The following is a 26,056-nucleotide window of genomic DNA, read 5'->3' on the forward strand; positions in this document are numbered from 1 at the left end:
ACTATGAACATTGCGCGGCTGAAGGAATTGAACCTATTGATGTGACTAAATTTTGATAATTTGATTAATAAAAAAAAGAGAAGTCCGGCGTCCACTTGACGAAGAGGCTTCTCTTTTTTCTTGGCTTTTTCATTTTTAATATTAATCATAATAATTTACAAATTAATATTTTTAATTTTATTTTATTAAAACTTATAAGTATAATCATTAACATGATAATGTTTTCAAAATTTTTAATATTCAAATTTAACAGATAATAATGCTGGGAGGGATAATGATTAATGACAGCAAAGACGGTTTTGATTACTGGTGCTACAAAAGGGATCGGATATGAATTCACAAAAGTTTTTGCAGAGCATTGTTATAACTTGGTATTAGTTGCCAGAGATTCGGCGTTGTTGGAACAACAAGCCGAGAGTCTAAAAAAGGAATATGGCGTGCAAGTGAATACTTTTGCCGGCGATTTGAGTAGCCATACAACGGTAGAGAGCTTGCATCGATACTTGAAAAGCGAAAGAATCGACATCGATATATTGATTAATAATGCTGGAGCTGGCGGATTAGGGTTGATGACGGAATTGGATATTCAAAAAGAAATGGAATACCTGCAGCTCAACATGATTTCGCTCACGTATTTAACTAGACTTATTGCGGATGACATGGTGAAACGAAAGCAAGGTAAAATTTTAAACGTGGCTTCAACAGCGGCCTTTCAGCCAACTCCACGGATGTCGATGTATGGGGCCAGCAAATCTTACGTCTTATTCTTTACGGAAGCAATTGCGGAAGAACTTAAAGGAACCGGAGTTCAAGCTTCTGTATTATGTCCCCCTTCTACCAAAACGCCGCTCACGCAAGGCTTGGCCTCAACAAGAACAAAAATTTTCATTAAGAACTTAATTGAACCGCAAGCTGTTGCCAAGTGCGGATTTGAAGGGTTAATGAAGAATAAAACGGTGATCATTCCAGGCTTTAAAAATAAACTCATGGCTAAATCTGTGGGATTGCTGCCAAGGAAATGGGTAACCATCTATACCCGAAAGCTTATCGAACAAAAAGTGTAAATAGCATTAAAGTTCTATCCTTGAAAGGGTTGGAGTTTTTAAAAGTATTATCTTTATAGATTTACGATGGCAAATAGCTTACATAGTTTTTCAGAAGATATTTTGTTTGGAATAACAAAATCAAAAAAGGGGACTAAAGGTTATAGGACTGCACTTTTTCAATCCAGTCCTTATAATGGTATAAAATTAGAGGGTGAAATAAAGAAATGGAAAAGATGTTTTCCATCCATTAAATCGAATCAAACAACCTTCAATAAAGGAGAATGAATTATGAGTCATGTTTACATTTTAGGTGGAGCTAGGACGCCATTCGGAAGTTTTGGAGGGGTATTAAAGGATGTTTCTGCCATCGATCTTGGAGTGATCGCAAGTAAAGGAGCCATTGAAAAAAGTAATATTTCAGTTGAAGAGGTTGAGCATGTTTTTGCAGGGAATGTGATACATACTTCGAAAAATGCCTCCTACTTATCCAGGCATATTGCTTTGAAAGCTGGGATTCCAATCGAGAGCCCCGCTTTAACTCTCAATCGTTTATGCGGTTCTGGATTGCAAGCGGTCGTATCGGCAGCTCAGTCGATCATTTTAAAGGATGCTGAAGTCGCCCTAGCCTTGGGAACCGAAAATATGAGCCAATCTCCTCACGTATTACGAGATGTCCGCTTTGGTACGGGTTTACAGTCTCCACAAATGGACGACATGCTTTGGGCGACTTTGAGCGATGAATATATAGGGTGCGGGATGGGAGTAACAGCGGAAACTCTTGCTGAAAAATATGAACTAACCCGAGACGATCAAGATAGTTTGGCTGTCAAATCACACCAAAAATCAGCAAAGGCCCAACTGACGGGGCGATTTCAACAAGAGATTTCCCCTGTCACGATATTCACCAAAAAAGGAAAGGAAATAACCATTTTAGAAGACGAACATATTCGCCATAATACTTCAATGGAAGGATTAGCGAAACTGAAACCAACCTTTAAAAAGGATGGGACCGTAACGGCAGGTAATGCCAGTGGTATTAATGATGGGGCAGCTGCCTTAATACTTGGAAGTGAATCCTTCCTTCAAACCAATCACAATGTGAAGCCATTGGCAAGAATTATATCCTGGGGGATTGCTGGTGTAGACCCAAATATTATGGGCATTGGACCAGTTCCTGCTAGTCAATTAGCTTTACGGAAAGTAGGACTCAATATTGAAGATATCGATTTGTTCGAAATCAATGAGGCATTCTCTGCCCAGTATCTTGCAGTAGAGAGAGAGCTTGGTTTGAAAAGGGAAAAAGTTAACGTCAATGGTGGAGCAATCGCATTAGGTCATCCAGTTGGGGCTAGTGGAGCTAGAATTATATATTCCTTGGCCCTAGAGTTAAGGAATCGAGGAAAGAAGTATGGACTAGCCTCCCTCTGTATTGGAGGAGGACAAGGAATCTCAGTAATCATTGAGGCTCTTTGAACATGTGTATAAAAAGAAAACGAGGTGATGGTTATGAAGAGTTTACAGCTACCGGTTGTGCAGCTTTCTAAAGAAAATGAATCTTTAAGACGGAAAATCGAAACAAGTTTGCGAATCCTTATGTTGCCGCCTCTCATGGGATGGTGATGACGTGATTGACTAGAGATACAATTACGACTGCAGCTCCGGAGCTCCTGAATTCTCAAATGGATTGTTTTTAGTATCTGGTAACTTAGGGGTAACAACGGGCACGTCAGTAGGTGGATTAGTTATATAAGGAATGGGTACACAGTACGTCGTAATAGGAGGATTCCTATTCTTGATTTGAGTTTAGTATTTATTTTACTGAGATACCACATGTATAATTCCATAAATCAATTTTCTGGATAGGAATTAATTCAATATTCTATAAAAGTTGCCTATCATTATTGATTTATTATCCCTGTCATATTTTCTTTGATAGGAATGCCAGGTGTCATGTGATAACAAGCCAAAAGAAGAACCAAGAAAACGGTAAAGATTGACCATGCTGAAATTTTTTTATGGAAGGTTATATATAATGGCAACTCGCGTTAGAGGTCCAATCCCAGTTCCTACGGTCTATCCTTGACCGTTAAAGTACCTACTGCCAGTGAAGCGAACCTTGTAGAAGCTGGGGCTACATTATCTTGGAACAATGTAGTAGCTTATTCAGCGGCTTTAACTGATGATGGAGCCTAGCAAGATATGGTTGCCAAGCATTCTATTACAGATCCGTTCACTCCGTAGGGAGTCCATGTATTTAATGCAAGTCGTGTAGAGGTTTTTGATAATGTAGGAAAAGTAAAGAACAAATGGAACAGTTATAAAATGGGCAGAATTGTTGGAGTCGAGAATGACCGATATTACATTGTGAGATTTAGCTGTGTAAGAAAAATGTGGATTAGGAAAAATTAGATTTTGTTTTGATATTTAGAAAGGCTCCCTTTGGGGAGTTTTTTATTTTTTATCCTAATCCACCATAAAATTAAATTTAGCGCATGAGTTCTTTAGGAACATCACTATAAGTATATTTCCTTTCAATTTTCTGAAGTTCATCTGAAATTCCAAATAAGGTGTGTAATACGGCCGTTTGAATATATAGATTCATATAATTATCATTGCTTTTCTTCTGAAAAGATAAATCATGTTTTTCGTCAATTATTTGAGTTATACATTCATTGATTTCACTCCACATTTCTTTCTTTTCTTCTTAGTATCTATCTCCATAATCTACCAATATTTTTTATTAGTTTATCCACTCTATTAAAATCTTATACATATTTTCAGAGATTCTAAAAAATATCCCAATAAGGTACTCCAAATGGGACAGTATGAAAATGCCTGTAAAATCTATGATCGCACTGTTCCAAAAGTATAAATGCTTTTGGGTACGTGAGGGGTTTGACCAAAGAACAGAATTTGTAACGGTCAACTGAACAAGCAGGATGCCAAGTTATCTATCGACAAACAAACTGGCGCGAATTTAGATAGGGTAGAATTACAGTAGCTACTTTCACGTGTTTCCTATAAAATCTAAATCTTATCCTGATATCGTGATGGTTTCAAATCAATTAGACTGTAACACAAAGGTAGGATATCTGTATTATGTAGATAATGAAGAAATAGTATCAGTAAAGAGTGCTTTGTCCTATACTTTACCACCAAGATTTAATGAGAAAAATGAGTTAGAAACAATGAATTATTACAATATGGAAGGTTTACCTTGGGTTTTAAATACTTATGAATTGGATTTAAAGAGTAATTCATTGAAATTAATAGTTAAGAAATCTTTGTCGTTTGAGGAAGGACTAGAGATGAAAAATAAATGGCAATGAAATCTTTGAGGAACTACAGTTATTACTGTAGTTTTTTTAGTAACTGTAATGGATTTCTAATGGTTTGTTAAAGAGAGCTAACTTTCAAAATATTAATTGACTGTTATTCGTAGAAATATTATGATAATTCTATTAACGGCTATTTAGCGACATGTCATTCGTTTTTAAATAGTCATCAAAATAATAGAGTCATGAAAATTAATAACAAAGGGGATGCTTTATGAAAAAAGAAATGTCATTCGGTGTTGCAATGATACCGCTCATCGTCATGATTGTAATGATGGCAATGACGGTGGTCTGGCTGGAACAAGGTCCGCATATTCCGCTTATTGTAGGCACATCAGCTGCTGCTATTGTTGCTTGGAGTTCTGGATATAAGTGGAATGAAATTGAAGAGTCCATGTACAAGGGAATACGTCTCGCTCTGCCAGCAGTCGTCATCATTATTCTAGTGGGGATGACAATCGGGGCTTGGATGGGAGGAGGAATTGTTGCGACCATGATATATTATGGTCTTGAAATCCTCACTCCTTCATTTTTTCTTGTTAGCATCTCGGTTATTTGTGCAGTGGTATCATTGGCAATCGGCAGTTCTTGGTCAACGATGGGGACAATCGGTGTTGCTGGGATGGGGATTGGTCTAAGTATGGGAATACCAGCACCAATGATTGCGGGGGCTATTATTTCAGGCTCATATTTTGGTGACAAAATGTCACCGCTTTCAGACACGACCAATCTTGCATCCGGACTGACAGGGACGGATTTATTCGTGCATATTCGCCATATGCTTTACACGACGATTCCAGGATTTATCATTGCCTTGGTTATTTACGCCTTTCTTGGGAAGGATTTTGGTAAAGGAGATATGAATGCTGAGAATATTGAACAAACGATGCGTGTTTTGCAGGATAGCTTTGTCATTTCTCCGTTTCTATTGATCATTCCGTTAATCGTCATTATTCTAGTTGCTAAAAAGGTTCCAGCCATTCCAGCGTTGATTATAGGGGTCCTGCTCGGCTTCTTATCCCAAATTTTCATTCAAGGAGGCAATATGGCTGATGCAATAGCAGCTTTGCAAAGCGGCTTCGTGATTGATACGGGCAATAATATGGTCGACAAGCTGTTTAACGGCGGCGGATTGGATTCAATGATGTACACCGTGTCCATGACGATTGTTGCAATGACATTTGGCGGAATCCTTGAAAACACAGGCATGCTTCAAGCGATCGTAAAGCAAATATTAAAATTCGCAAAAACATCGAGAAGCGTCGTTGCGTCAACAGTTTTATCATGCTTTGCGACGAATGTAACATGCTCAGAACAATATATTTCCATCGTCATTCCTTCACGTATGTATGTAAAAGCTTACCGAGATAAAGGACTTCACTCGAAGAACCTATCCCGTGCACTTGAGGATGGCGGAACATTGACTTCAGTTTTTGTTCCTTGGAATACTTGCGGAGTATTTATCCTTGCAACACTTGGTGTGCATGCATTCGATTATGCACCATATGCGATTCTGAATTTTATCATCCCAGTTATTTCTATCATTTATGCGATGACTGGCTTTACCATTACGAAATTGACAGAAGCCGAAATTCAGAATATCAAGAAAGAAGAGGAAGCAACTTTACCTATATGAAAAACTTGCCAAATTTTAAATATGACCTGCAATAAAGCAAGAGACCTCTAGCGAAGAAAGGTTCCCTCCAAAAGAACCTTTCTTTACATTTAAATCTAGTATACTGGCAAATTAAGTTCATAAACAGCTCTGGGGCGTCCCTTCGAATAGGTCATTTCTTCGCCGACGATGGTGACATGCCCATGATCGGATAGCTTTTTTAAAATTCTTTCTGTAGTACGACGGGTCACCTGTAAATAATCCTCTAGTTCAGCAGCTGTGAATTGGACGGATTGGCGGGAATGACTAAACTGGATGATTTTAGATATGTTTGCAGGACTCAATTTTGTCTGTTTGGCAACCTGAAGTAGTTCGGGATGATCGTTTTTCAAGCGTTGCTGTTTGGTTTGCTGTGGAAACGGTCCAAGCAAATCTTTGTCTTCCGTGAGAATGTATCCGCATTTGTACTCACTATGTTTTTCAGCAAATCCGAGGGCAATCTTTGCATGACGATCTGCATCCATAATGGTTGAACCATATCCGAAACCAACTTTACTTTTCTTCTTGAATTTGTCAAAAAAATAATTCAGGCCGTTTTTCTTTATCAACGATTCGATTTCACCACGAGTGCTGTACAGGATGAAGTGGAAGTCTTCAAGAAGCTGGACCGAGGCTTGTATTTCATGTGCTAAACCATCTACCAGTTCATGAGCGTTCGCTTCATCCGATATGACATAGCAAACGGCAATCTGTGAAGATCTGCTTTTAATTAGTTCTGTATTGGCTTTAATATCCTGCAGCGCTTTAAAGATGGAGCTTCGAGGATCAACCATGCGCATGGCAGGTACCCCAATAAGTTGCAGTTGATCAAATACAGAATGGATGCTTGTTAATGCAAGATCTATGAAACCCTCCTTCCAAAGTTCATGATGGTAAGAAGTGATCAGTGAAATATCAAATGAGTCATTCAGCATCTCCTGATAATCCATGATATAGCTCGGGTCCATCTCGATTTCGAGGTCAGTTAATACGTTCTTTACGATCAAGGCGTTGCTAACATCGACGGAAATTCGATGAGGAGAGATTTTTTTATGATAAAGCACGGATAGTAAGGAAGAAGCGATCGACATTTCATCTTGTGCTAAATAAAAAGAAGGAATTGGAAGGTGCTCATGATATTTTTTTGAAAAGTAGTACGGCAACGCCCCGGAGAACAACACAGCATCACACGGCTTGAGTTTCTTAACAAGCATACCAGCCTCAGTAGGTTTCTCATATACATAGGCGTCGAAATCAATTTCAGCAATTTCGGATGTGATGGATTCAATTCTTTCGATAAATTCAGTGGAACCAATGACAGCAATTCTTGTATTCATTGTTAACCTCCAAGTGAAACAGCTAATGTATTCTTAAATAACGGTTTATTAACGACAACTATATCAAACTCGTACAATCTTGTGAATCGAAAGGGAGTATTAGAAATGAAAATTACAGCGATCCACCTTTATGCAATCCATCTGCCTCTTAAAGAGCCCTTTGTGGTTAGTTATCATACTTACGAATTTATGCCATCGATCATTGTCAAAATAGAGACGGATGAAGGGTTTGTTGGGTACGGGGAAGGTGTGGCAGACGAACATGTGACTGGTGAGATTCTGGAAGGGACCTACCAAGTGTTGAAAAATACGTTGGGACCCATACTGTTAGGCAAGAATCCATTTGAAATCGAAAGGCTTCATGATTTGATGGACAAAGCGATTTATGGAGCTCCTACAGCTAAGGCGGCCATTGACATTGCTTGCTTTGATATCATGGGAAAGAAGCTGGGGCAGCCAGTCTACCAGTTAATCGGGGGACGTTATCATGATGAGTTCCCAATTACCCATGTCTTAAGTATAGCCCCTCCTGAAAAAATGGCCGAAGAAGCGGCAGTTATGGTCGAGCAGGGCTATCAGTCATTTAAAATGAAGGTTGGCACCAATGTCAGTGAAGATGTGGCACGCATTCAAGCTGTCCGAGACCGTGTAGGTGATAATATCGCTATACGTGCAGATGTTAATCAAGGATGGCGGAACAGTGCGGTAACTCTTGTAGCGATTGATCAATTGCGTGAATGCCAGCTTGATTGGCTTGAACAACCGGTAGCTGCCGATGACATCGATGGGATGGTTGAAATAAAATCGAAGTCTACGATTCCGCTGATGATTGATGAGGGATTAAAAGGCCCACGGGAAATGCGCGAAATTATCCAGAAAAGAGCAGCCGATAAAGTGAATATTAAATTGATGAAATGCGGTGGTATATATCCGGCAATAAAGCTAGCCCACCAAGCAGAGCTTGCTGGGTTAGAATGTCAGATTGGCTCGATGGTAGAATCATCCATTGGTTCTGCAGCTGGCTTCCATGTCGCATTTTCAAAAAAGGTGATCACAAGCGTGGAACTCACTGGTCCATTGAAATTCTTCAGGGATGTAGGGAATCTTTATTATGATGTACCATATATTAGGTTGACTGAAAAACCAGGATTAGGTGTAGCGATTAATGAAGAAACGCTAGTTGATTTAACAGTTTTTCAGGATGTCATTCAATAAAAGGGGGAGCAACTTTGGAATTGATTTATGAGGGTACCATCAGTAAGGATAAAAATCATAAATGCTATGAGGTCAGAAAATTAGTGTTGGAGGATTTAACCGATATTTTGCAAGTTCAAGAACAGGTCGTTCACCATTTGACCGATAAAGGTGTACTTCAACCGCTTACTAAGGAAGAGTTTCAATATATTCTAGAAGGAAATGGGCTCATGATTGGAGCATTCGTTGGTGAGGAACTCATTGCATTCCGGGCGTTGCTAGCTCCGCCTATTGATGAGGAACATCTAGGGAGAGATTTCGGAATGATGGAATACGAGCTGTCGGAAGTGATTTATCAGGAAATTTCAAACGTACTGCCTGCATACAGGGGAAACAAACTGCAACAGACACTTGCAACGTTGATCATGAAGGAGTTGAACAAGCAGGAGTCGCCTTACAGATATGTATGCTGTACAGTTGCGCCTTTTAACATTCCCAGTTTAAAAGATAAATTTGCCCAAGGAATGGAGATTGTGGCGTTAAAAGAGAAATATGGAAGGCAATTACGTTATATATTTGTCAAGGAATTGTCTGTAGTGGACGCATCTCCATGGCAGGAAATCCAGATCATTGAGATGAATGATATAGCATCCCAGCAAGGAATTATTGCAAAAGGTTGGCGTGGATTTAAAATGGAAGAACAGGAAGGAAAACAGTTAGTCTTTTATGGTAGTAAGCATAATAGGAAAGCTGCCAATAGCTAGCGATTTATTATAATGTCTTTGAGTCGGAAAGAGCAAATACATTTGCTTTTTCTTATTTTGGACAAACTTTGCGAACATGACATTATTTGGCTACCCTAAACTATCAACTTTAAAAGATAATCGGAATTAGATAGGTGGGGGGATTAAGTTGTTTTTACCTACCAAAACCCAGTAGGTAATTTTAAACGCCCTAAATGGCATTTAAAACTGTAGACAAAAGTGGGTCTATCTAAAAGTTAAAACAAAGTTGATTGGATCGCACGCGGAAAGCGAGTGCCTGGAGGCAACGTTCAAATTGGACAAACCGTTAAAAAACTGTAGACAAACTCGATTTTCATCGAGTTCGCCTACAGGCTGAAACGCTCTAAATGGCGTTTTGTTAATGGTAGGGTTTATCTACAAGATTTCCTGAATCTGTAAAAATACAACACACAAAACTTCCGAATTACCCTTTGAAAGGAGCATTTTGCTCCTAATCTAATTTGAAATGTGAGATGTGGGAATTCCACACTTAGGAATTTAGTGTCCTCTACTTTTAATCGGTCTATTCCGTTTTAGTCTCCAATTCACTATTAACTCGATATATCTTTCTAGGTCTTCCTTTAGCTGTAGGTGCTTCTTCACCAATTATTTCGGCAATCTCCTGCTCGACTAAACCATTAAGAATTCGCCGTGCGTTCCGGGGTGTCATTTTTAACCATTCTGCAAGAATTGATGCTGTTATAGAGTGGTTCCCTGTTCTTTTTTGTACAGACAAAATCTTGTTAAGTGTTGTAATAGTGACGCCACACTGTTTAAGTTTTTCACTTATTTCCTTATTCTCCGTTCGATAGCCAAAAGAAATGCTTTCTTGTTCTTTAAGAGGACCTTCAATAATCCCTCTATCATCAACAAGGAATGCACAAAAAGAATCGTAATTTTGTGCATGATTTAATGCGAGTCTTGCATTTTCCTCCGCAGCCAGTGCAGTTTCTCCATAGCCGATCCCAACGTTCGATGGTAATTCCGAAATTAGAGCTAATTTTTCCAGAAGATCTCCAATTTGTTGCCCTGTTTCTTTTATGGAACCTCTCGTGGAGAAAACCACAAATGTTCCAACCCCAAGAGGTACAAAAGTGCCGAAAATTGATTCGGAAAAGTTTAATACAGCATCTTGTACTTTTAAGTTCAAGCGATGTAGATCGTAGGAAATGGTGTGGTGATTCATGTTTGTATCCATGTTCTCTACTTTGATAAATATAGCAGCAATTTGTGATTGTTTAAAATGAAGGGTTTCCCATTTTTGAATCGCTGTTTTTAGCGTTTCACGTATGTTGCTGCGTGTAGGGGTTACTCGATACACAGGAATCCCTTGTAACCTCAATTGTTCGTATACAAAGTATAGACAGGTAATGCAAATATCAACTTGTCCCTCTTTAAATAGTTTTTGATGAAATGAAAGAAGATCCTGGAGAGAAGTATCATGAAGATATTCATGAACATGAATATCTTCATATGAAATGCCGAGATCATGATATGTCTCATATACATCACTTTCTTTAAGCAAATCAATACTCATCCGATTGAGGCTTTTAGAATCTTTATAACCCACTTCCACCAACGTTTTTGTTAAGCTTGCCCCATCTAAGTTAAGATAAAAAAAAGGTTGTTTGGAACCGCTTTTTTCTACAAAAGGATAGAGGGCTGGGCCTGCAAAAATCCAAAGGTCGACCAACTGTTGATTTTGTTTCACGATATTTGTCGCCTCTTCAGCATTTTGATATCCAAATGGAATCGGGTACAGTCTGTCGGAGTATTCTTTTGCAATATCGCATATAATCTGTACATAGTCACTTGGACCAACAATTCCGGCTTTTATTTTCATAGTCGAACACCACCTAATAGAATAACTTGCAAATTTTCCAAAAACATTATGTATTATTTAGGGAAATATATTAATTAATTGATTAGTTCCTTCAGTTTTGCTTACTAATCTTAAGTTTTCTTTTCGGATATTCTCTAATCGATTATAACAATTATAGTAAACATTAGTATATATGTTGAATGAATTGCTCTATTGCAACAAGCAGTATTTCTTCCTTTAAAAGAAACGGACCTTTAATAGATGATCAAGAAAAATAAAATAATAAGAATTGTTAGAAAATTCAGTTGACAATCCGCTGGATTTTTTTTATGATTTATTTAAGGAACACATTAAGAATAATTCCTTAAATAAAAAAGGGGGATGCATTTTATATGAGTAATATCTCTTCTCGAGATAATCAATCGTTACAGTTAGTGAGTCCTGAATCATTTAGAAATGTAATTAGTCATTTCACCAGTGGAGTATCGATAATTACAGTAAGGGAAAGTGAAATAGATTATGGGATTACTGCCAGTGCAGTTAGTTCCGTGTCTCTTGAGCCTCCAATGCTACTTGTATGTGCCAATAAAAATACAGGTACATGCCATGCTATTTCGAAAGAAGGTTCATTTACTGTAAACATTCTTGCTGAAAACCAGGGGGAGCTTGCGATGCAGTTTGCCAGGTCGAACACTGAGAAGTTCAAAGGTGTGGAAATGTCCTATGGCGAACTTGGTAACCCTGTTTTAAACAACACACTTGCCCAGATTGAATGCCGGGTGGTCGAAGAAGTAACAGGAGGTACTCATTCCGTCTTTCTGGCGGAGGTTCAAAAAGCCCATGCACTCATAGGGGATCCGCTCGTGTATTTCAAAGGAGAATTTGGTTCGTTCAAGAAAGCTTAAAACTGAAGGTAAAACAAGCTGTTTGTCTAAGTCCTTTCAAAATGAAAATTAGATAACAAATCATCTAAAAGGAGGAAATAGTATGGCTTTAATGACTGGTAAGCAATATCGTGAATCATTGAATGACGGCAGGGAAGTATTCATCGATGGGGAAAGGGTCACAAATGTAGCTGAACACCCATCGTTTAAACCGATAGTTGATGTGAAAGCAAGAATGTATGACATGGCCTTTGAACCTGAAAACAAGGAGAAGTTAACAACTCGATTGGAAGATGGCGAAGTCGTTTCCCGAGCGTATAAAGCTCCAAAGACTAAAGAAGATTTAACTGGAATCCGCAATCACGTGGAAACTGTGCTTGATGATCTTGGCGGAGTTGTATACCGTGTTGGTGATGAAACGATAGGTGAAATGTGGTCCTTATATGACGCGCAGGATAAATTAAATGAAATTAACCCTACTTATGCGAAAAATATTGCGAATCATATCGATCGAGTGGCAAGGGAAGACTTGTTCCATGTTTCCGCTAATACGGATCCAAAAGGTGACCGAAGCAAACTTTTTAGCGGAAAAGATGGCGGAACCCTGTTGCATGTTGTTGAAGAAAACGATAAAGGAATTGTCGTAAAAGGTGCGAAGTTTGAAACGGCTGCCGCTTATGCTCACCAGGCATTCGTTAAACCGACTATCTTGAACTGGGAAGCCGGTGAAGAAACAATGGCGCCATTTGCTTGTGGATTCATAGCTGATATGGGAGCTCCTGGATTAAAGCACATTTGCCGTACGTCCCTCGGGACAGGAAAAAATGATACAGATTATCCGATTTCTACAAAATTTGAAGAAATTGATACATTGCTAATATTCGATAACGTACTTATTCCATGGGAAAACGTTTTGTTCCATCGTTCTTTGGCCTCTGCTGCGTACATTCGTTCCACACTGCATCGGTATTCTGCTTTTAACTACGTCCTTAGAGTATTGCGCAGAGCAGATTATTTGCTAGGAACGGCTTTATTGAACGTTGAACAAACAGGTCTGACAAAGCTGCAGGCAGTAAGGGAAAAAATATCTCAGCTTATTAATTATCGTGAAGGAATTAATGCTCATTTAACAGCTGCTGTTGCAAATGCGGAAGTCAGCCCCGGCGGTTTAATGATGCCAAACCAATCTCTTCTTTACACTGGCCGTGTATTTGCACTATCTAATTTCCCGGCGATGGCGCATTTAACAAGGGAACTCGTAGGAGGGCAACTAGCCGTTACACCAGATTCCGAAACGTTTGCAGATCCAGCGATTCAAGAATATGTGGATAAGTACTATTCCGTTGGTGAGTGGAGCGCGAAAGAAAGAGGAAAATTACTATACTTTGCGAGAGACCTCTTGAATTCTTCTTATGCAGGACATAGAACTACCTTTGAATTGTTTGCTCAAAGTCCTCCATTTGCTCAACAGATGTCAGTTTTCAATAGCTTCGATATGGAAGCACAGCGCGAAATGGTTCGTAAAGCAGCGGATTTAAAATCAGCTATTACTGTTACTAATCAGTAATCTTGAATATAGAAAGGGGAAGTTTTCATTGGAAATACATACACAAGGTACTTTACAGCTTTCTGCATCGGTTCTATCGATTGGTGCACTCGACGGCATCCACAGGGGGCATCAAGCATTGCTATTAAAGGCAAAAGAACGGGCCATGAAGCTTGGAGTTCCTTTGGTTGTATATACTTTTGATCCTCCTCCAAAAGTCTTTTTTAAAGGCTGCCAACTGTTAATGTCAGTGGAAGAGAAGCTTCAGCGCCTCGAAATGCTAGGAGTTGACCATGTAATAGTCGGTCCATTTGATGAAGCGTTTACTCAAAAGGAAGTTCCGGTATTCATTGAAGAATTAAAAGAAATAAATCCCATTGAAATCTGGGAAGGCCCTAACTTCTTATTCGGAAAAAATAGAAAGGGCACTATCGAAGTATTACGCCGCTATTTTAAAGTAGAAGTGGTAAAGCCCCTGACATGTGAACGAGGTGAAATGATCTCTTCTTCACGCATTCGCAAGCTTTTGCAACAAGGAAACTACCCTCAGGCAAAAAAGCTGCTAGGGGCCGAGTGTTTTACGATGATTTCAATGTGTGAGAACCCATATGCCAGAAAAAATAGGTTGGAAATTCATTAATATAATAAGAAGCAAGGGAGAATTAAGAAAATGGAAATTAAAAGATACCGTAAATTTGAAACGAATAAATTTTATCCAGCTGATATGGGGGAGGAATCTCATCACGTAGCAAATGAGTTTTCTATGGTTGTTCGTGCTGGAAACCGTATTTTTATGAGAGGGCAAACTGCATTTGATCTGGAAGGTAATTTTCACGGGGAGAATGATGTTACTGAACAGACAGAGAATGCTTGTCGCTGCATCAAGCAGTTGCTTGAAGAAGCAGGGGGGAAAATGGAAGACGTTTGCAAACTCACAACTTATGTTACTGATCGTTCCTATCGAAAAGAAGCCTACGCTGTTATTGCTAAGCATTTTAAAGGCGTATATCCAGTTAGTACAGGACTTGTCGTCAATGGGCTGGCTCTTCCTGAAATGCTGGTGGAAATAGACGTCGAAGCAATTATTAGCAGTAAGGAATAAGGGGATATGACGAATATAAATTAAACGAATGGAGCAACAACTATTGAAAAGAATCATGTTTGTTGCTCCTTATTTTCTCAAGGGAGGATTAAAAATGAACATTACAAGTACGTTTTCCGTGGCAGGACGTTGCTCTTCAACAGGAGCTTTAGGAGCTATTGTCACTTCCAGCAGCCCCGCTGTTGGGGCAAGATGTCCCTGGGTCAAATCAAATATAGGTGTCATCCTGACGCAAAATGTCACAGATCCCAGACTAGCGGACATAGGACTTTCAGCTTTGGAAAAAGGTTACAGCGCCCAAGCGTCAATTCGGACAATGGTTGCTGCCTCAGACTTTCCTGATTTTAGACAGCTGGCTGTTGTCGATGCCAACGGGGAATCAAGCGTGTTTACAGGTGAAAAAGCGCTTGGAGTACACGGGGACTATTATGCAGATAATGTTGCCAGCATAGGTAACCTGTTAAGCAATCCAGAAATCCCAAAAGCAATGGGCCAACATTTTCTTGAACGGAAGGACCTTTCTTTACCTGAGCGGTTAATTTCAGCTCTTGAACTCGGTTTTAACATGGGGGGGGAGCTTGATCAAGAACATTCTATTGCACTCTTGGTCTATCATCCGGATACTCCGTTTGCTTATGTAGATCTGCGTGTTGATTATAGCGATGATCCACTAAATGATTTGAAAAAACTATGGGAGATTTATAGTCCGCAAGCAGAAAATTATAAATCTAGGGCAATTGAGCCGGATCTCGCACCTTCCTATGGGGTAAAAGGTGACGAATAAAAGGTAACGCTAACCAGTTTGGAGTTCCTAGGGGAAAGGTGGCAGTGAACAGCTATGAAAATCAATATTGACCGATTATTGTCGGACATCAAGGAGTATGCTGAATACGGAAAAAATGATCAAGGAGGAGTGACAAGGCCCAGTTTTTCACAAGCCGATCATGAAGTGCGTGCAAGGTTTATTAAGGAATTAGAGGATATGGATTTAAAGGTCACTATTGACGGGGCCGCTAATATTTGGGGAAGGCACAAGGGGAATGGAAAAAAACAAGGCAGTATTGTCATTGGTTCACACCTTGATTCCGTTCCGAATGGAGGCAAGTATGATGGCCCGTTAGGTGTTATTATGGCGAAAGAAATTATTAAAACAATAATTGAAAATAACGTGATTCTTGACCATGACTTGGAGATCGTTTCATTTACGGCTGAAGAATCTAATGATTTTAACTTATCAACGTTCGGAAGCCGTTCTTTCGTCGGCCGCTTGAAAATCGAGATGCTGAAAGATGTCTTTGATTCCACAGGTGCCCGGCTTAGTGATGAACTGATTAAAGCTGGGGGAGGCCTTGATAAATTCCCAATGATGAAGGAAATGGGAAAAGACAAAAGGGCTTTTATTGAACTGCACATTGAGCAGGGACAGCGGTTGGAAAGTAAAAATATATCCATGGCGGTCATCAACAGAGTTGTCGGAACTTATCGAAGTAAAGTAAGGGTTATCGGGCAGTCTAATCACTCCGGTACGACAATGATGGAACATCGGAAGGATGCATTAACTGCTGTAGCTGAAATGATCCTAGAAGTGGAACGTCATTGCCAAGAAAGCAGCAGCAGTGTAGTTGGAACAGTCGGCAAATTGACTGTTTTTCCGAATGCGGCAAATATTATTCCAGGACGAGTTGATTTTATCTATGAAGTCAGAGGAGAAACAGAAGAGGGAATTCAACATAAGATCAACGTAATACAGGGCGCTTGGGAAGAAATCGCCAGGAAAAGAAAGGTGGACATTCAGCATCAGGTTTTTCTTGATCAAAAACCAGTTGTTTTAGATGAGGATATTGTTCATATATTACTAAGCACGGCTCAGGAGATGGAAGAACCTTTTATGACGTTCCCCAGTATGGCAATACATGATGCAGCTCATATGGCAATGATTACAAAATCAGCCATGGTCTTCGTGAAAAGCATTGATGGGAAGAGTCATTGCCCAGAAGAATACAGTCTGCCTAAGGATATTGAAAAAGCCGGTAACTTAATTTTGCAGGGAATTATGAACATTGATCGGGAATTGACGTAGAATTCCACAGTTTATGAGTCCAAGTTTTTAAATAGTATAGCCAGCTTAACATGATGGCTCCAATTTTTCATGAAGGATATTTACATTTTTGAATAAATAAGCTCCTTGCTGTTTTTTTCTAGAAATATTGCTCCGTACGTTACCTTTTACGGAAAATGATAGAGTTTGCCCTCTATTTTTTAATTATGGGACAAGGTGGTATCAGCATGTTTAAGGAATAGCTTCCAGGAAGATCATACCATCTGTCTTGCTTTAGAAGCTGGCCAATTTGAATAAAATGCTCCAATCAATCAGTGTGATGAATAATGGGTTCCGTGTATTTACCGGATATTGTCTTTCAGGTATTGTGGCAAATGAAGATCGCCTTAAAGGGTATGTAGAAAAAAGTGTAGGCATTTTTACCGCAGTAAATCCCCATATTGGATATGAGATTGCAGCACGTATCGCGAAAGAAGCATCGAAAATGGAAAATCCGTTCGTGAATTTTGCTCTAACAGAGTAAGAACCAGATCTGATTTTAAACCCTTTCGAAATGACCGAACCGGGGATTGCTGGTGCTGCACTGATAGATTTAGACTAATCCAGGATTGACATCCATTCATTTCCGAATGATTGCTAACTCTCAGCTGTTCCTATATTTGATGGATAGAGGAATTAACTTATGAAATAAGTATATTTGTCGGTTTATCGATCTTCTTAATTCATGAGAGTGCAAAACAATATGGAAATTTCATAATCGGATAAATAAGTATGGCTTTAGAGATTAAATAGAGTTAAATTCTATTATGGTAGCTTTTTAATTACAAAAGCCAATTTAAAAAAGTCAGGGGGATTGATTAATGGCATTTTTAACTGACAAACGCTCATTTTAACCGCTTAAGATTGTAAGCGCTATCAAATTTTAAAAAATTCTTAGATAGTGATCGAAACTTGGAGTTAAAAAGTAAACGGGGAGTGAAAATGAGTGAAACAGGATAACAATGTGAATGTGGTAAAAACCCCTTCTAAATGGCTTGCTTTAATACCAATCGTGTTTATGGCATGTGCCCTGGCAATTGGAATTGGTGTTTATGGTGCTGATCCACATGTACCCCTTTTAATAAGTACGGTCGTTGCAGTGATCGTCGCTTTGAAGCTTGGTCATAATTGGCATTCAATTGAAGAACACTTAGTAAAAACAATTAGTGTATCAATCAAAGCCTTACTGATACTAGTGATAATTGGGGCCTTCATTGGAGCTTGGATGGCATCTGGAATTGTGCCATCGATGGTTTATTATGGATTAGGGGTTGTATCTCCAACGTATTTTCTTGTTACAGCCTGCATCATTTCTGTTCTTGTCAGCATCGCTGGAAATGCCTGGTTTGCTGCTGGTACGATTGGAGTCGCGTTAATGGGAATTGGGCATGGCTTGGGTGTTCCATTACCGATGGTTGCTGGTGCAGTCGTATCGGGTGTTTATTTTGGTGATAAGATGAGTCCTTTATCGGATGTGACGAACTTCACCTCGGCGGTTGTGGGTGTAGACCTTTTTGAACACATTAGGAACTTAATGAACACTACATTCCCCACACTTATTATATCGCTAATGTTGTATGCATTTCTCGGGTTTAAATTTCGTGGGGAAGGTGCAGATTTGTCACAGGCTGAAAAGATTCAAGGAATTCTTTCAGATCAATTTGTTATCTCGCCGTTTTTATTAATTCCGTTACTATTTATTGCGCTAATTTTCATTTTGAAGATACCGGCCATTCCTGGCTTGACTGTCGGGGTCCTTATTGGTGGGGCTTGTTCCCTATTTGTCCAAAAAACTTCGTTAGGTAATATGATTAACATCATGAATAATGGTTATACTGCCGAAACGGGTTACAAAGTCACGGATGAATTGTTAAACCAAGGTGGGATTCAAGATATGATGTATACGGTTTCTTTAATCCTTATTGCTCTATCATTTGGCGCTATTCTCGAAAAAGCAAAAATATTGGAAACTCTTCTTGGGTCGCTGCTTCGGAAAGTAAAACGGACAGGCAGTTTAATCACAGCGACTGCTGGTACGTGTATCGCTTCAAACATCGTAGGGTGTGACCAATTCATGTCCGTTATTATCCCTGGACGCATGTATTTGAATGAATATAAAAAACGGGGGCTGCATCCGAAATTGCTCGGACGTACATTGGAAGATTGCGGAACAGTGACAGCAAGTCTTATCCCATGGACCACTTGTGGTATTTTTATGTTTTCTGTTCTAGGTGTTTCTCCAATTGAATATGCTCCGTATGCATTCTTTTGCTATATTAGTACTTTTGTAGCTATCGCTTTTGGATATTTAAATATAAAAATTAACCGTTTAGAAGTAGAAGAACTAGTTGGAACAAGAGGTGACAATAAAGGTAAAGATCTCGAATCTTCTTTTCCAATGGAATAAAAATATAAAAAAACAACTAGATTGATTATTCAGATTATTGACAATAGTCTAAGTATGATATATATTTTATTTAAGGAATTATTCCTTATTTATTCTCAATATACTAGGTTAATAGTGAAAGTGTTTCATTTTAGGGATTTTAAATAGTTATTACATTGGGAGGTATGGAACATGGTTGTTTCTAAAACCGAGTCGAAAATCGAAAAATTAATTGAATTAGACAAAAAACATTATCTTCATCCAACGACTGTACCTAAATTGTTTATTGAAAATGGCCCGAAAATAATTTTTCAAGAAGGAAATGGGATCCGTGTAACAGACATTAAAGGTGATACATATATTGATGGCGCTTCCATGCTTTGGAATGTAAATTTAGGACATGGAAACAAGGAACTTGCGCAGGCTTCATATGACCAGATGTCTACTCTTGCTTACAGTTCTTCATTCTATGGCTACTCAAATGAAAAAGCTGTTCGCTTGGCCGAAAAAGTAGTTTCCGTTGCACCTGGTGATTTAAGTGCTATCTTTTTCACATCCGGTGGGTCGGAATCAAACGATACGGCTTTTAAATTAGCACGTTTTTATTGGAATTTAAAAGGTCGTCCAACAAAGAAAAAAATCTTATCGATAAGCCGTAGCTACCATGGTGCAACGGTTTCTGCTGGAACAGCAACTGGCATAGATGCTTTCCATAGTTTTGCAGGTTCAAGAGATGCCGATATGGTGAGGGCAAAATCACATTTGACTAATTGTGAGCTTGGCGATAAAAATGATCCGAACTATGAAGGATGCATTCGTGATGTCATCGAAAAAGAAGGAGCAGAAACCATTGCTGCCCTTATCCTTGAACCAATTCAAGGTGCAGGAGGAGTTCACGTTTCACCTGATGGTTATTTAAAAGCAGTTAAAGCCTTGTGTGAAGAAAATGATATCCTGATGATTTCTGACGAAGTCATTTGTGGATTTGGCCGTACCGGAAAAATGTTCGGTGTCGATAACTGGGACGTTGTGCCTGATATCATGAGTGTAGCAAAAGGGATTACGAGCGGTTATGCCCAGCTTGGCGGCGTGTTGGTTAATAAAGAAATCAGAGATACAATCGTTCAATATGATCAAATTTTAGGTCATGGATTTACGTATAGCGGACATCCAACAGCATGTGCCGTTGGATTGAAAACGATTGAAATTCTCGAACGCGACAACATTCTTGAAAACGTTAACAAAATGGAGAAGGAGCTGAAGAAAGGGTTTGACTACTTAACGGATAAACACCGGTATTTCACGAAATCAAGAGCGGTCGGCTTGCTTGCCGGATTTGAGCTTCAGCAGGACCGTGACTTGGATGTACCATTTGCAGAATCAGTCAAACCAGCTTCGTTTGTTGTTGATCAATGCTTCAAACGCAAATTGATTTTAAGAGCTGCAGACTTTGAAAAGGGCAAGGATATTGTTGCCATTGCTCCGCCGCTTATCATTAATAAACAAGAAATTTCGGAAATGATCAATATCATCGATACAGCAGTGACTGAATTTAATAAAACCATTAAATAAATGATTGGATTCATACAACATGCTAGAGAGCTTGAAGGCTTAGCGGCTCGATCTCTGGCATGTTTATTTTTAGAATGGAGGAACCAAGAATGGCGAACCAAACACTTGAAATGAGCAATAAGGTGAGGGAGTTTTTAAAAGGTACGAAAAAGTTGTACATCGATGGAAAATTTGTGGAATCGTGTTCTTCAAAAACATTTGAAACAATTAATCCAGTTACTGAAGAAATATTGGCAACAGTCTATGAAGCGGAAGAAAAAGATATAGATTTGGCAGTTAAGGCAGCAAGGAAAGCATTTGATGAGGGACCATGGTCAAAGATGAGTGCCGCTGAAAGAGCAAAACTCATCTTGAAATTAGCTGACCTTATTGAAAAACATCAAGAAGAGCTGGCACAATTAGATACTTTGGACAATGGAAAGCCAATAAATGAAACACGGGCCGTCGATGTACCAGGTACGATTGAAACGTTCCGGTATTTTGCTGGTTGGGCGACAAAGAATATGGGGCAAACAATTCCTGTTTCCGGTCCATTCTTAAACTATACTCGTCACGAACCAGTCGGAGTGGTTGGACAAATTATCCCTTGGAACTACCCTATTAATATGGTCTCATGGAAAGTGGCTCCGGCTTTAGCTGCAGGCTGTACGGTTGTTTTGAAGCCCGCTGAACAGACTCCGTTATCGGCACTTTATTTTGCTGAACTTGTTGAAAAAGCAGGGTTTCCTGCAGGTGTTGTTAACATTGTTCCTGGATTCGGTGCGAAAGCCGGTCATGCAATAGTGGATCACCCAGATGTAAATAAAGTTTCGTTTACCGGCTCGACGCCTATCGGGAAGCAAATAATGAAACAAGCCGCAGATTCAATGAAACGGTTGACGCTGGAGCTTGGGGGAAAGTCGCCTAATATTATACTCCCGGATGCGTACCTTTCAAAAGCGATTCCCGGAGTGTTCAACGGCATTATGTTCAACCAAGGGGAAGTTTGCAGTGCTGGGTCGAGAGTATACGTTCATAAGGATCAATTCGATGAAGTCGTTTCCGGTATGGTTTCCCTAGCTGAAAACGTTAAGCTTGGAAATGGATTGGATACAGATACAACGATGGGGCCTCTTGTTTCTAAAAAACAGCAAGACCGCGTGTTTGAATTTATTAACATTGGTAAAGAAGAAGGAGCAAAGGCAGTAACAGGCGGAAGAAAATCGGATAAAGGTTTCTTTGTTGAGCCGACTATTTTTATTGATGTAGAAGAGTATATGACGATTGCAAAAGAGGAAATCTTCGGACCAGTCGTCGTTGTCATGCCTTACAATACGGTGGAAGAAGTAATAGAACGTGCGAATAACTCTCCTTACGGTTTAGGTGCGGGTATCTGGACAGAGAACGTGAAAATGGCACATACAGTTGCTAATCAATTAAAATCAGGAAATATATGGATTAATTGTTATGATGTAATAGATCCAGCCTCTCCTTTTGGGGGATATAAACAGTCTGGATTTGGTAGAGATTTAAGTGCCTATGCTTTAGAAAGTTATACCGAGGTGAAGAGTGTTTGGGTAAATTTGGAGTGAACATAATAAGTTGTGAAATCACGTATCAAGCCGTATTTAAATATATCTATCGATAAGAATAAAGATATAAAAGAAAACCAGTTTACAGATTTGTTTTTTGCCTGAAGATCTATATTTACAGTCATCGGTTTTTTAGAAAAAAAACTAAAGGAAAAATTGCTTATTGCGAAGAACTATTATGACAACAAAGGCGCCGGAGCTAGTGGAATTCTGGCTCCGGCTTTATTTCATAATATAGAGATGAACTGATCTGCCGAGGGGGGAAACCTCAGTTATTATTTTGGCAGCCAGCTGCTCATATACGCATCATCTTCAATAGCGTGTGCTTCTTTTACGATATACAGCGGACGGAATGTATCGACCATGACTGCTAATTCACGCGTTTCTTTTTTACCGATACTTGCTTCAATTTTACCTGGATGCGGTCCATGAGGTAAGCCGCTTGGATGAAGGGTAATAGATCCGGTTTCAATGCCGCGGCGGCTCATGAAGTCTCCGTCCACATAATATAGCACTTCATCACTTTCCACATTGCTGTGGACATAAGGAGCAGGGATGGCTTCCGGATGATAGTCATACATACGTGGTACAAATGAACATACAACATAATTATGTGCTTCAAACGTCTGATGTACTGGCGGTGGCTGATGAACACGTCCGGTTATTGGTTCAAAATCATGAATGCTGAACGCATAAGGGAAGAGGTAACCATCCCATCCAACCGCATCAAGCGGATGAAAATCATACGTATAGGAAGTGATCATGCCTTGTGCCCGCACTCTGATTTCATATTCCCCTTTTTCATCTTTAGGCTCCAATTTTTCTGGTGTCCGGAAATCACGCTCGCAATAAGGTGAGTGCTCAAGAAGTTGGCCAAACTCATTACGATAGCGTTTTGGTGGTACAATTGATGAACTCGATTCAAGGATGAAAAAGCGAGCTTCTTCTGATTCCAAGACGACGCGATAAGTGGTGCCAATCGGAATGATGAGATAGTCACCTGGCCAAAAGCTTAGTTCACCGAAAATACTTTCGATTTTGCCTCTTCCTTCATGGACAAACAACATTTCATCACCTTCACCGTTTCGATAAAAGTAATCCATTTGCTGGTTAGGGCGAGCAACGCCAAGTGCAACATCATCGTTTGCCATGAAAATTTTGCGAGCTTCAAGAAAATCGCCGCCAACTTCCGTATTCCATGTCCGGAAATGACGATGTTTTAATGCATCTTTTTCTTCATATTCATAACGAACATCACGAATTTTTTGTGCTTTTTTTACTTGTGTTGGTTGATTGATATGATAAATGAGTGACTGAATACTCGAGAAACCTTTCGTACCCATCAATTGCTCATAATATAGGTTTCCGTCCTCCTGGCGAAACTGAGTATGACGTTTATGGGGAATGCGGCCCATTTTAACATAATGTGTCATTGCCTAAACTCCTTCCATGTAACTGTCTTTTACATTTAGTATATTAGTTGCTAAATCTTCATTTTTTGATTGCCTAAAATCTGTGCCTCCGAAAGGGCTGGCAAAACTTGACCGCTTACTTGACCAAATCCAATTCGATACCCATCTCCTTGACACCACCCGCTGATAGTCAACTTGTCCCCATCTTCAATCCAGCTTCGTTTACGGCCGTCGTTAAGTTGAAGCGGTTCTGTGCCGCGCCAAGAAAGTTCAAGGAGGCTGCCTCGTTCTTCACGGCTTGGACCGCTGATAGTTCCAGATCCATGCATGTCACCAGGACGTATATTACAGCCTGTAATGGTGTGGTGAGCCACTTGCTGAGCGATTGACCAATACATATAGCTAAAGTTGGTATTCGTAATTCTGGTTGCTTGTTCTGTATTTTCTGGTGTCAAATGAACTTCAAGGTTAATATTAAATGCCCCATCTTTTGTTTGCTGCAAGTAGGGAAACGGCTCTGGATCCTGTTGCGGTCCAGCAGTACGGAAAGGTTCCAGCGCTTCTAGCGGCACAACCCATGGGGAAATGGATGTTGCAAAGTTTTTTGAAAGAAAAGGGCCAAGAGGCTGGTACTCCCATGCTTGGATATCACGTGCACTCCAGTCATTTACGAGAACGAGCCCGAAAACATGATCTTCAGCCTGATTAACTGGAATTGGTTCTCCAAAAGGGTTGCCAGGTCCAATAAACCAGCCCATTTCAAGTTCGAAATCAAGCTGTATAGATGGACCGAATACTGGATAATCTGCATCCTTTGGTTTGCGTTGTCCCGAAGGGCGACGCACATGGGTACCACTTGGAACGATGGAACTGGCCCGTCCATGGTAACCAATCGGCAAGTGTGTCCAGTTTGACATGAGGGCATTGTCTTTCCCTCTGAAAATTGTACCCACATTGGTCGCATGCTCTCTTGAGGCATAGAAATCTGTATAGTCTCCAATATTTGCAGGAAGAAGCATCTCTACATCTGTCAATGGGTGAAACGCTTTCAAACGAAGCTCTTCATTATCTCGTAAATCAGGCGTTTTCGAATCCAAAAGGTATTGAAGTTTGTTACGGACAGCAGTCCAGACCGGACGGCCAAGTGACATAAATTGATTAAGCGAGGAAGAGGAAAAAACTTTTTTTTCTTCTGCACCGGTCCCACTTAGCAATCCAACTTCATCGATTACAGATAAATCAAGAACATAATCACCGATGGCTGTACCGGCACGGGGGCTTTGACCTTTTTTTTGGAAAATGCCGTATGGCAAGTTTTGAATTGGAAAATGTGACTCTGGCGTTGTCTCAATAAAGGAATGTTTCATCGTATTGCCTCCCCATGAAAAATAGTAAGCTCTCCTAGTTCTTCCCGAGGCTCATTAAAGCTGCAGCTTCCATATGAAGCTGCAAAGAAACTGCGCGCTTTGATGATATCGGCCGAACTGACAGTAAAATCGCGCCAGGAAAGCGAGTCTGTTGTAAATGAAAAATTTGTTGGGTCTTCATCAAGCAAAATGGCTTGAATGGTAGCTGTATTGACAGAACGGCTATATGCCATAATAGAAGCGGTAAATACGTTAACAAAACCATGCATGCGTGTTTCCACTTCTGTTCGGTACTGGCGTATCGGATGGTGCAGTCCAGCAGTGAATTTAAGTGGCAGTTCTCGTTTCTGGCATTCGTGAATAACGAATGTTACTTGATTGACAGAAGGAAACAAATTAGCCGTGATCCCACCCATGCGCATTTTGATACCTATACGTTTCGGAGATTTTTGGTTAATCGAATGGATAGTATCCAATGTGTTTAGAAGTTGATCATTCGTTCCTGTCATTTCACAATAAATGGGATAATTCCCTGTTCGTTTTTCTAGATTCTCTAAGAAGGAAGGATTAATCTGTGGTGGAAGCGGGAACTCGATTGCTTCTATCGCTCCCGCGGTTTTATATGTTTCTAAAAAAAGTTGAATAGCTTCCAATTCGGTTGGAATTTCTTCGGATTTCGTTAAAATTACAGATAACCTAAGTGGATATTGATCATTAAACTGGGCTTTAAATTGTTTAAGTTCACCCAATCGTGAAGCAGGAATTACAAACGGGCCGAGCATCCAGCTGTCCGAATCATGGATGTATGCATGAAAATTTGAAATAGCTTCTGGAAGCGGAAGCGCGGCCGGTGGAAATAGACCTGCATAATCAATGAGTTCAGTCATAAAATGACTGACCGCTTCTTCCCTCCACTTAACATTTACTTTAGTTAACAACAACCTC

20 protein-coding genes and 1 pseudogene are annotated in these 26,056 nt (G+C 39.8%); 16 read left to right on the plus strand and 5 right to left on the minus strand.

Annotation, left to right across the window (positions count from 1 at the left end; translation table 11 throughout):
- Positions 1–281: 281 nt before the first annotated feature.
- From FNK51_RS17300 to nhaC (FNK51_RS17315), 4 genes are all read left to right on the plus strand, one after another.
- Entirely contained in the window at positions 282–1,064 is a 783-nt protein-coding gene (locus tag FNK51_RS17300) for an SDR family NAD(P)-dependent oxidoreductase (protein WP_098372749.1), read from the plus strand.
- Between the two features lie 270 nt (positions 1,065–1,334).
- Positions 1,335–2,519 carry an acetyl-CoA C-acetyltransferase gene (locus tag FNK51_RS17305; RefSeq protein ID WP_141994118.1) on the plus strand — a complete coding sequence of 395 codons (1,185 nt, stop codon included), beginning with the start codon at positions 1,335–1,337 and terminating at the stop codon, positions 2,517–2,519.
- A gap of 1,538 nt (positions 2,520–4,057) precedes the next feature.
- Complete coding sequence (locus FNK51_RS17310; RefSeq protein WP_141994119.1) at positions 4,058–4,375, plus strand: hypothetical protein; 318 nt, start codon at positions 4,058–4,060, stop codon at positions 4,373–4,375.
- 220 nt (positions 4,376–4,595) lie between these two features.
- A complete protein-coding gene (nhaC, locus tag FNK51_RS17315; RefSeq protein WP_141994120.1) occupies positions 4,596–6,017 on the plus strand; it encodes a Na+/H+ antiporter NhaC in 1,422 nt (473 codons plus the stop codon).
- A gap of 95 nt (positions 6,018–6,112) precedes the next feature.
- Here nhaC (FNK51_RS17315) and FNK51_RS17320 read toward each other — a convergent pair whose 3' ends face one another.
- Positions 6,113–7,372 (minus strand): TroA family protein, encoded by a 1,260-nt coding sequence (locus FNK51_RS17320; protein ID WP_141994121.1) that lies wholly within the window; start codon positions 7,370–7,372, stop codon positions 6,113–6,115.
- Between the two features lie 105 nt (positions 7,373–7,477).
- On the opposite strand from FNK51_RS17320, the gene FNK51_RS17325 reads away from it, so the two are divergent.
- Positions 7,478–8,587, plus strand: coding sequence for a mandelate racemase/muconate lactonizing enzyme family protein (locus tag FNK51_RS17325; protein WP_141994122.1), 1,110 nt, complete (start codon positions 7,478–7,480; stop codon positions 8,585–8,587).
- 14 nt (positions 8,588–8,601) lie between these two features.
- Entirely contained in the window at positions 8,602–9,330 is a 729-nt protein-coding gene (locus FNK51_RS17330; RefSeq protein WP_141994123.1) for a GNAT family N-acetyltransferase, read from the plus strand.
- Between the two features lie 544 nt (positions 9,331–9,874).
- Here the strand turns inward: FNK51_RS17330 and FNK51_RS17335 are convergent.
- Positions 9,875–11,062 (minus strand): helix-turn-helix domain-containing protein, encoded by a 1,188-nt coding sequence (locus FNK51_RS17335; RefSeq protein WP_141994124.1) that lies wholly within the window; start codon positions 11,060–11,062, stop codon positions 9,875–9,877.
- Positions 11,063–11,565: 503 nt separating this feature from the next.
- Here FNK51_RS17335 and FNK51_RS17340 point away from each other — a divergent pair.
- The 10 genes and pseudogenes from FNK51_RS17340 (at position 11,566) to FNK51_RS17385 (ending at position 22,332) form a co-directional block, all read left to right on the plus strand.
- Entirely contained in the window at positions 11,566–12,078 is a 513-nt protein-coding gene (locus tag FNK51_RS17340) for a flavin reductase family protein (RefSeq protein ID WP_098372765.1), read from the plus strand.
- An 82-nt stretch (positions 12,079–12,160) separates the two neighbouring features.
- Positions 12,161–13,624 (plus strand): 4-hydroxyphenylacetate 3-hydroxylase family protein, encoded by a 1,464-nt coding sequence (locus FNK51_RS17345; RefSeq protein ID WP_141994125.1) that lies wholly within the window; start codon positions 12,161–12,163, stop codon positions 13,622–13,624.
- A gap of 28 nt (positions 13,625–13,652) precedes the next feature.
- Complete coding sequence (locus FNK51_RS17350; RefSeq protein WP_141994126.1) at positions 13,653–14,243, plus strand: FAD synthetase family protein; 591 nt, start codon at positions 13,653–13,655, stop codon at positions 14,241–14,243.
- Between the two features lie 30 nt (positions 14,244–14,273).
- A complete protein-coding gene (locus FNK51_RS17355; RefSeq protein ID WP_141994127.1) occupies positions 14,274–14,705 on the plus strand; it encodes a RidA family protein in 432 nt (143 codons plus the stop codon).
- 43 nt (positions 14,706–14,748) lie between these two features.
- Positions 14,749–15,489 (plus strand): DUF1028 domain-containing protein, encoded by a 741-nt coding sequence (locus FNK51_RS17360; RefSeq protein WP_286178754.1) that lies wholly within the window; start codon positions 14,749–14,751, stop codon positions 15,487–15,489.
- A 54-nt stretch (positions 15,490–15,543) separates the two neighbouring features.
- Positions 15,544–16,785: a M20 family metallo-hydrolase gene (locus tag FNK51_RS17365; RefSeq protein ID WP_141994128.1), complete on the plus strand. Its 1,242-nt coding sequence runs from the start codon at positions 15,544–15,546 to the stop codon at positions 16,783–16,785.
- 231 nt (positions 16,786–17,016) lie between these two features.
- Positions 17,017–17,365: pseudogene (gene aspA, locus FNK51_RS17370) on the plus strand (aspartate ammonia-lyase); the annotation flags it as partial.
- A 384-nt stretch (positions 17,366–17,749) separates the two neighbouring features.
- Positions 17,750–19,210 (plus strand): Na+/H+ antiporter NhaC, encoded by a 1,461-nt coding sequence (gene nhaC / locus FNK51_RS17375; protein ID WP_098372771.1) that lies wholly within the window; start codon positions 17,750–17,752, stop codon positions 19,208–19,210.
- Between the two features lie 171 nt (positions 19,211–19,381).
- Positions 19,382–20,761 carry an aminotransferase family protein gene (locus FNK51_RS17380; protein ID WP_141994129.1) on the plus strand — a complete coding sequence of 460 codons (1,380 nt, stop codon included), beginning with the start codon at positions 19,382–19,384 and terminating at the stop codon, positions 20,759–20,761.
- 89 nt (positions 20,762–20,850) lie between these two features.
- Positions 20,851–22,332: an aldehyde dehydrogenase family protein gene (locus FNK51_RS17385; protein WP_141994130.1), complete on the plus strand. Its 1,482-nt coding sequence runs from the start codon at positions 20,851–20,853 to the stop codon at positions 22,330–22,332.
- Positions 22,333–22,607: 275 nt separating this feature from the next.
- Here FNK51_RS17385 and FNK51_RS17390 read toward each other — a convergent pair whose 3' ends face one another.
- Genes FNK51_RS17390 through FNK51_RS17400 form a run of 3 tightly spaced genes read right to left on the minus strand, consistent with a single transcriptional unit; the run spans position 22,608 to position 26,049 of the window.
- Positions 22,608–23,765 (minus strand): homogentisate 1,2-dioxygenase, encoded by a 1,158-nt coding sequence (locus tag FNK51_RS17390; protein WP_098372774.1) that lies wholly within the window; start codon positions 23,763–23,765, stop codon positions 22,608–22,610.
- Between the two features lie 50 nt (positions 23,766–23,815).
- On the minus strand, positions 23,816–25,111 hold the full coding sequence (fahA, locus tag FNK51_RS17395; protein ID WP_141994131.1) for a fumarylacetoacetase: 1,296 nt from the start codon (positions 25,109–25,111) through the stop codon (positions 23,816–23,818).
- Complete coding sequence (locus FNK51_RS17400) at positions 25,108–26,049, minus strand: hypothetical protein (RefSeq protein WP_141994132.1); 942 nt, start codon at positions 26,047–26,049, stop codon at positions 25,108–25,110. Before FNK51_RS17400 ends, fahA begins: the two co-directional genes overlap by 4 nt.
- Positions 26,050–26,056: the final 7 nt, after the last annotated feature.

The sequence above is a fragment of the Bacillus sp. B4EP4a genome, assembly GCF_006680105.1.
In the GTDB taxonomy this organism is placed as follows: Bacteria; Bacillota; Bacilli; order Bacillales; family DSM-1321; genus Peribacillus; species Peribacillus simplex_E.

Coding starts and splice junctions, on each gene's coding strand:
- FNK51_RS17300 (WP_098372749.1), top strand. CDS start 282: ATGACAGCAAAGACGGTTTTGATTACTGGTGCTACAAAAGGGATCGGA.
- FNK51_RS17305 (WP_141994118.1), top strand. CDS start 1,335: ATGAGTCATGTTTACATTTTAGGTGGAGCTAGGACGCCATTCGGAAGT.
- nhaC (WP_141994120.1), top strand. CDS start 4,596: ATGAAAAAAGAAATGTCATTCGGTGTTGCAATGATACCGCTCATCGTC.
- FNK51_RS17320 (WP_141994121.1), bottom strand. CDS start 7,372: ATGAATACAAGAATTGCTGTCATTGGTTCCACTGAATTTATCGAAAGA.
- FNK51_RS17325 (WP_141994122.1), top strand. CDS start 7,478: ATGAAAATTACAGCGATCCACCTTTATGCAATCCATCTGCCTCTTAAA.
- FNK51_RS17340 (WP_098372765.1), top strand. CDS start 11,566: ATGAGTAATATCTCTTCTCGAGATAATCAATCGTTACAGTTAGTGAGT.
- FNK51_RS17345 (WP_141994125.1), top strand. CDS start 12,161: ATGGCTTTAATGACTGGTAAGCAATATCGTGAATCATTGAATGACGGC.
- FNK51_RS17355 (WP_141994127.1), top strand. CDS start 14,274: ATGGAAATTAAAAGATACCGTAAATTTGAAACGAATAAATTTTATCCA.
- FNK51_RS17365 (WP_141994128.1), top strand. CDS start 15,544: ATGAAAATCAATATTGACCGATTATTGTCGGACATCAAGGAGTATGCT.
- FNK51_RS17380 (WP_141994129.1), top strand. CDS start 19,382: ATGGTTGTTTCTAAAACCGAGTCGAAAATCGAAAAATTAATTGAATTA.
- FNK51_RS17385 (WP_141994130.1), top strand. CDS start 20,851: ATGGCGAACCAAACACTTGAAATGAGCAATAAGGTGAGGGAGTTTTTA.
- FNK51_RS17390 (WP_098372774.1), bottom strand. CDS start 23,765: ATGACACATTATGTTAAAATGGGCCGCATTCCCCATAAACGTCATACT.
- fahA (WP_141994131.1), bottom strand. CDS start 25,111: ATGAAACATTCCTTTATTGAGACAACGCCAGAGTCACATTTTCCAATT.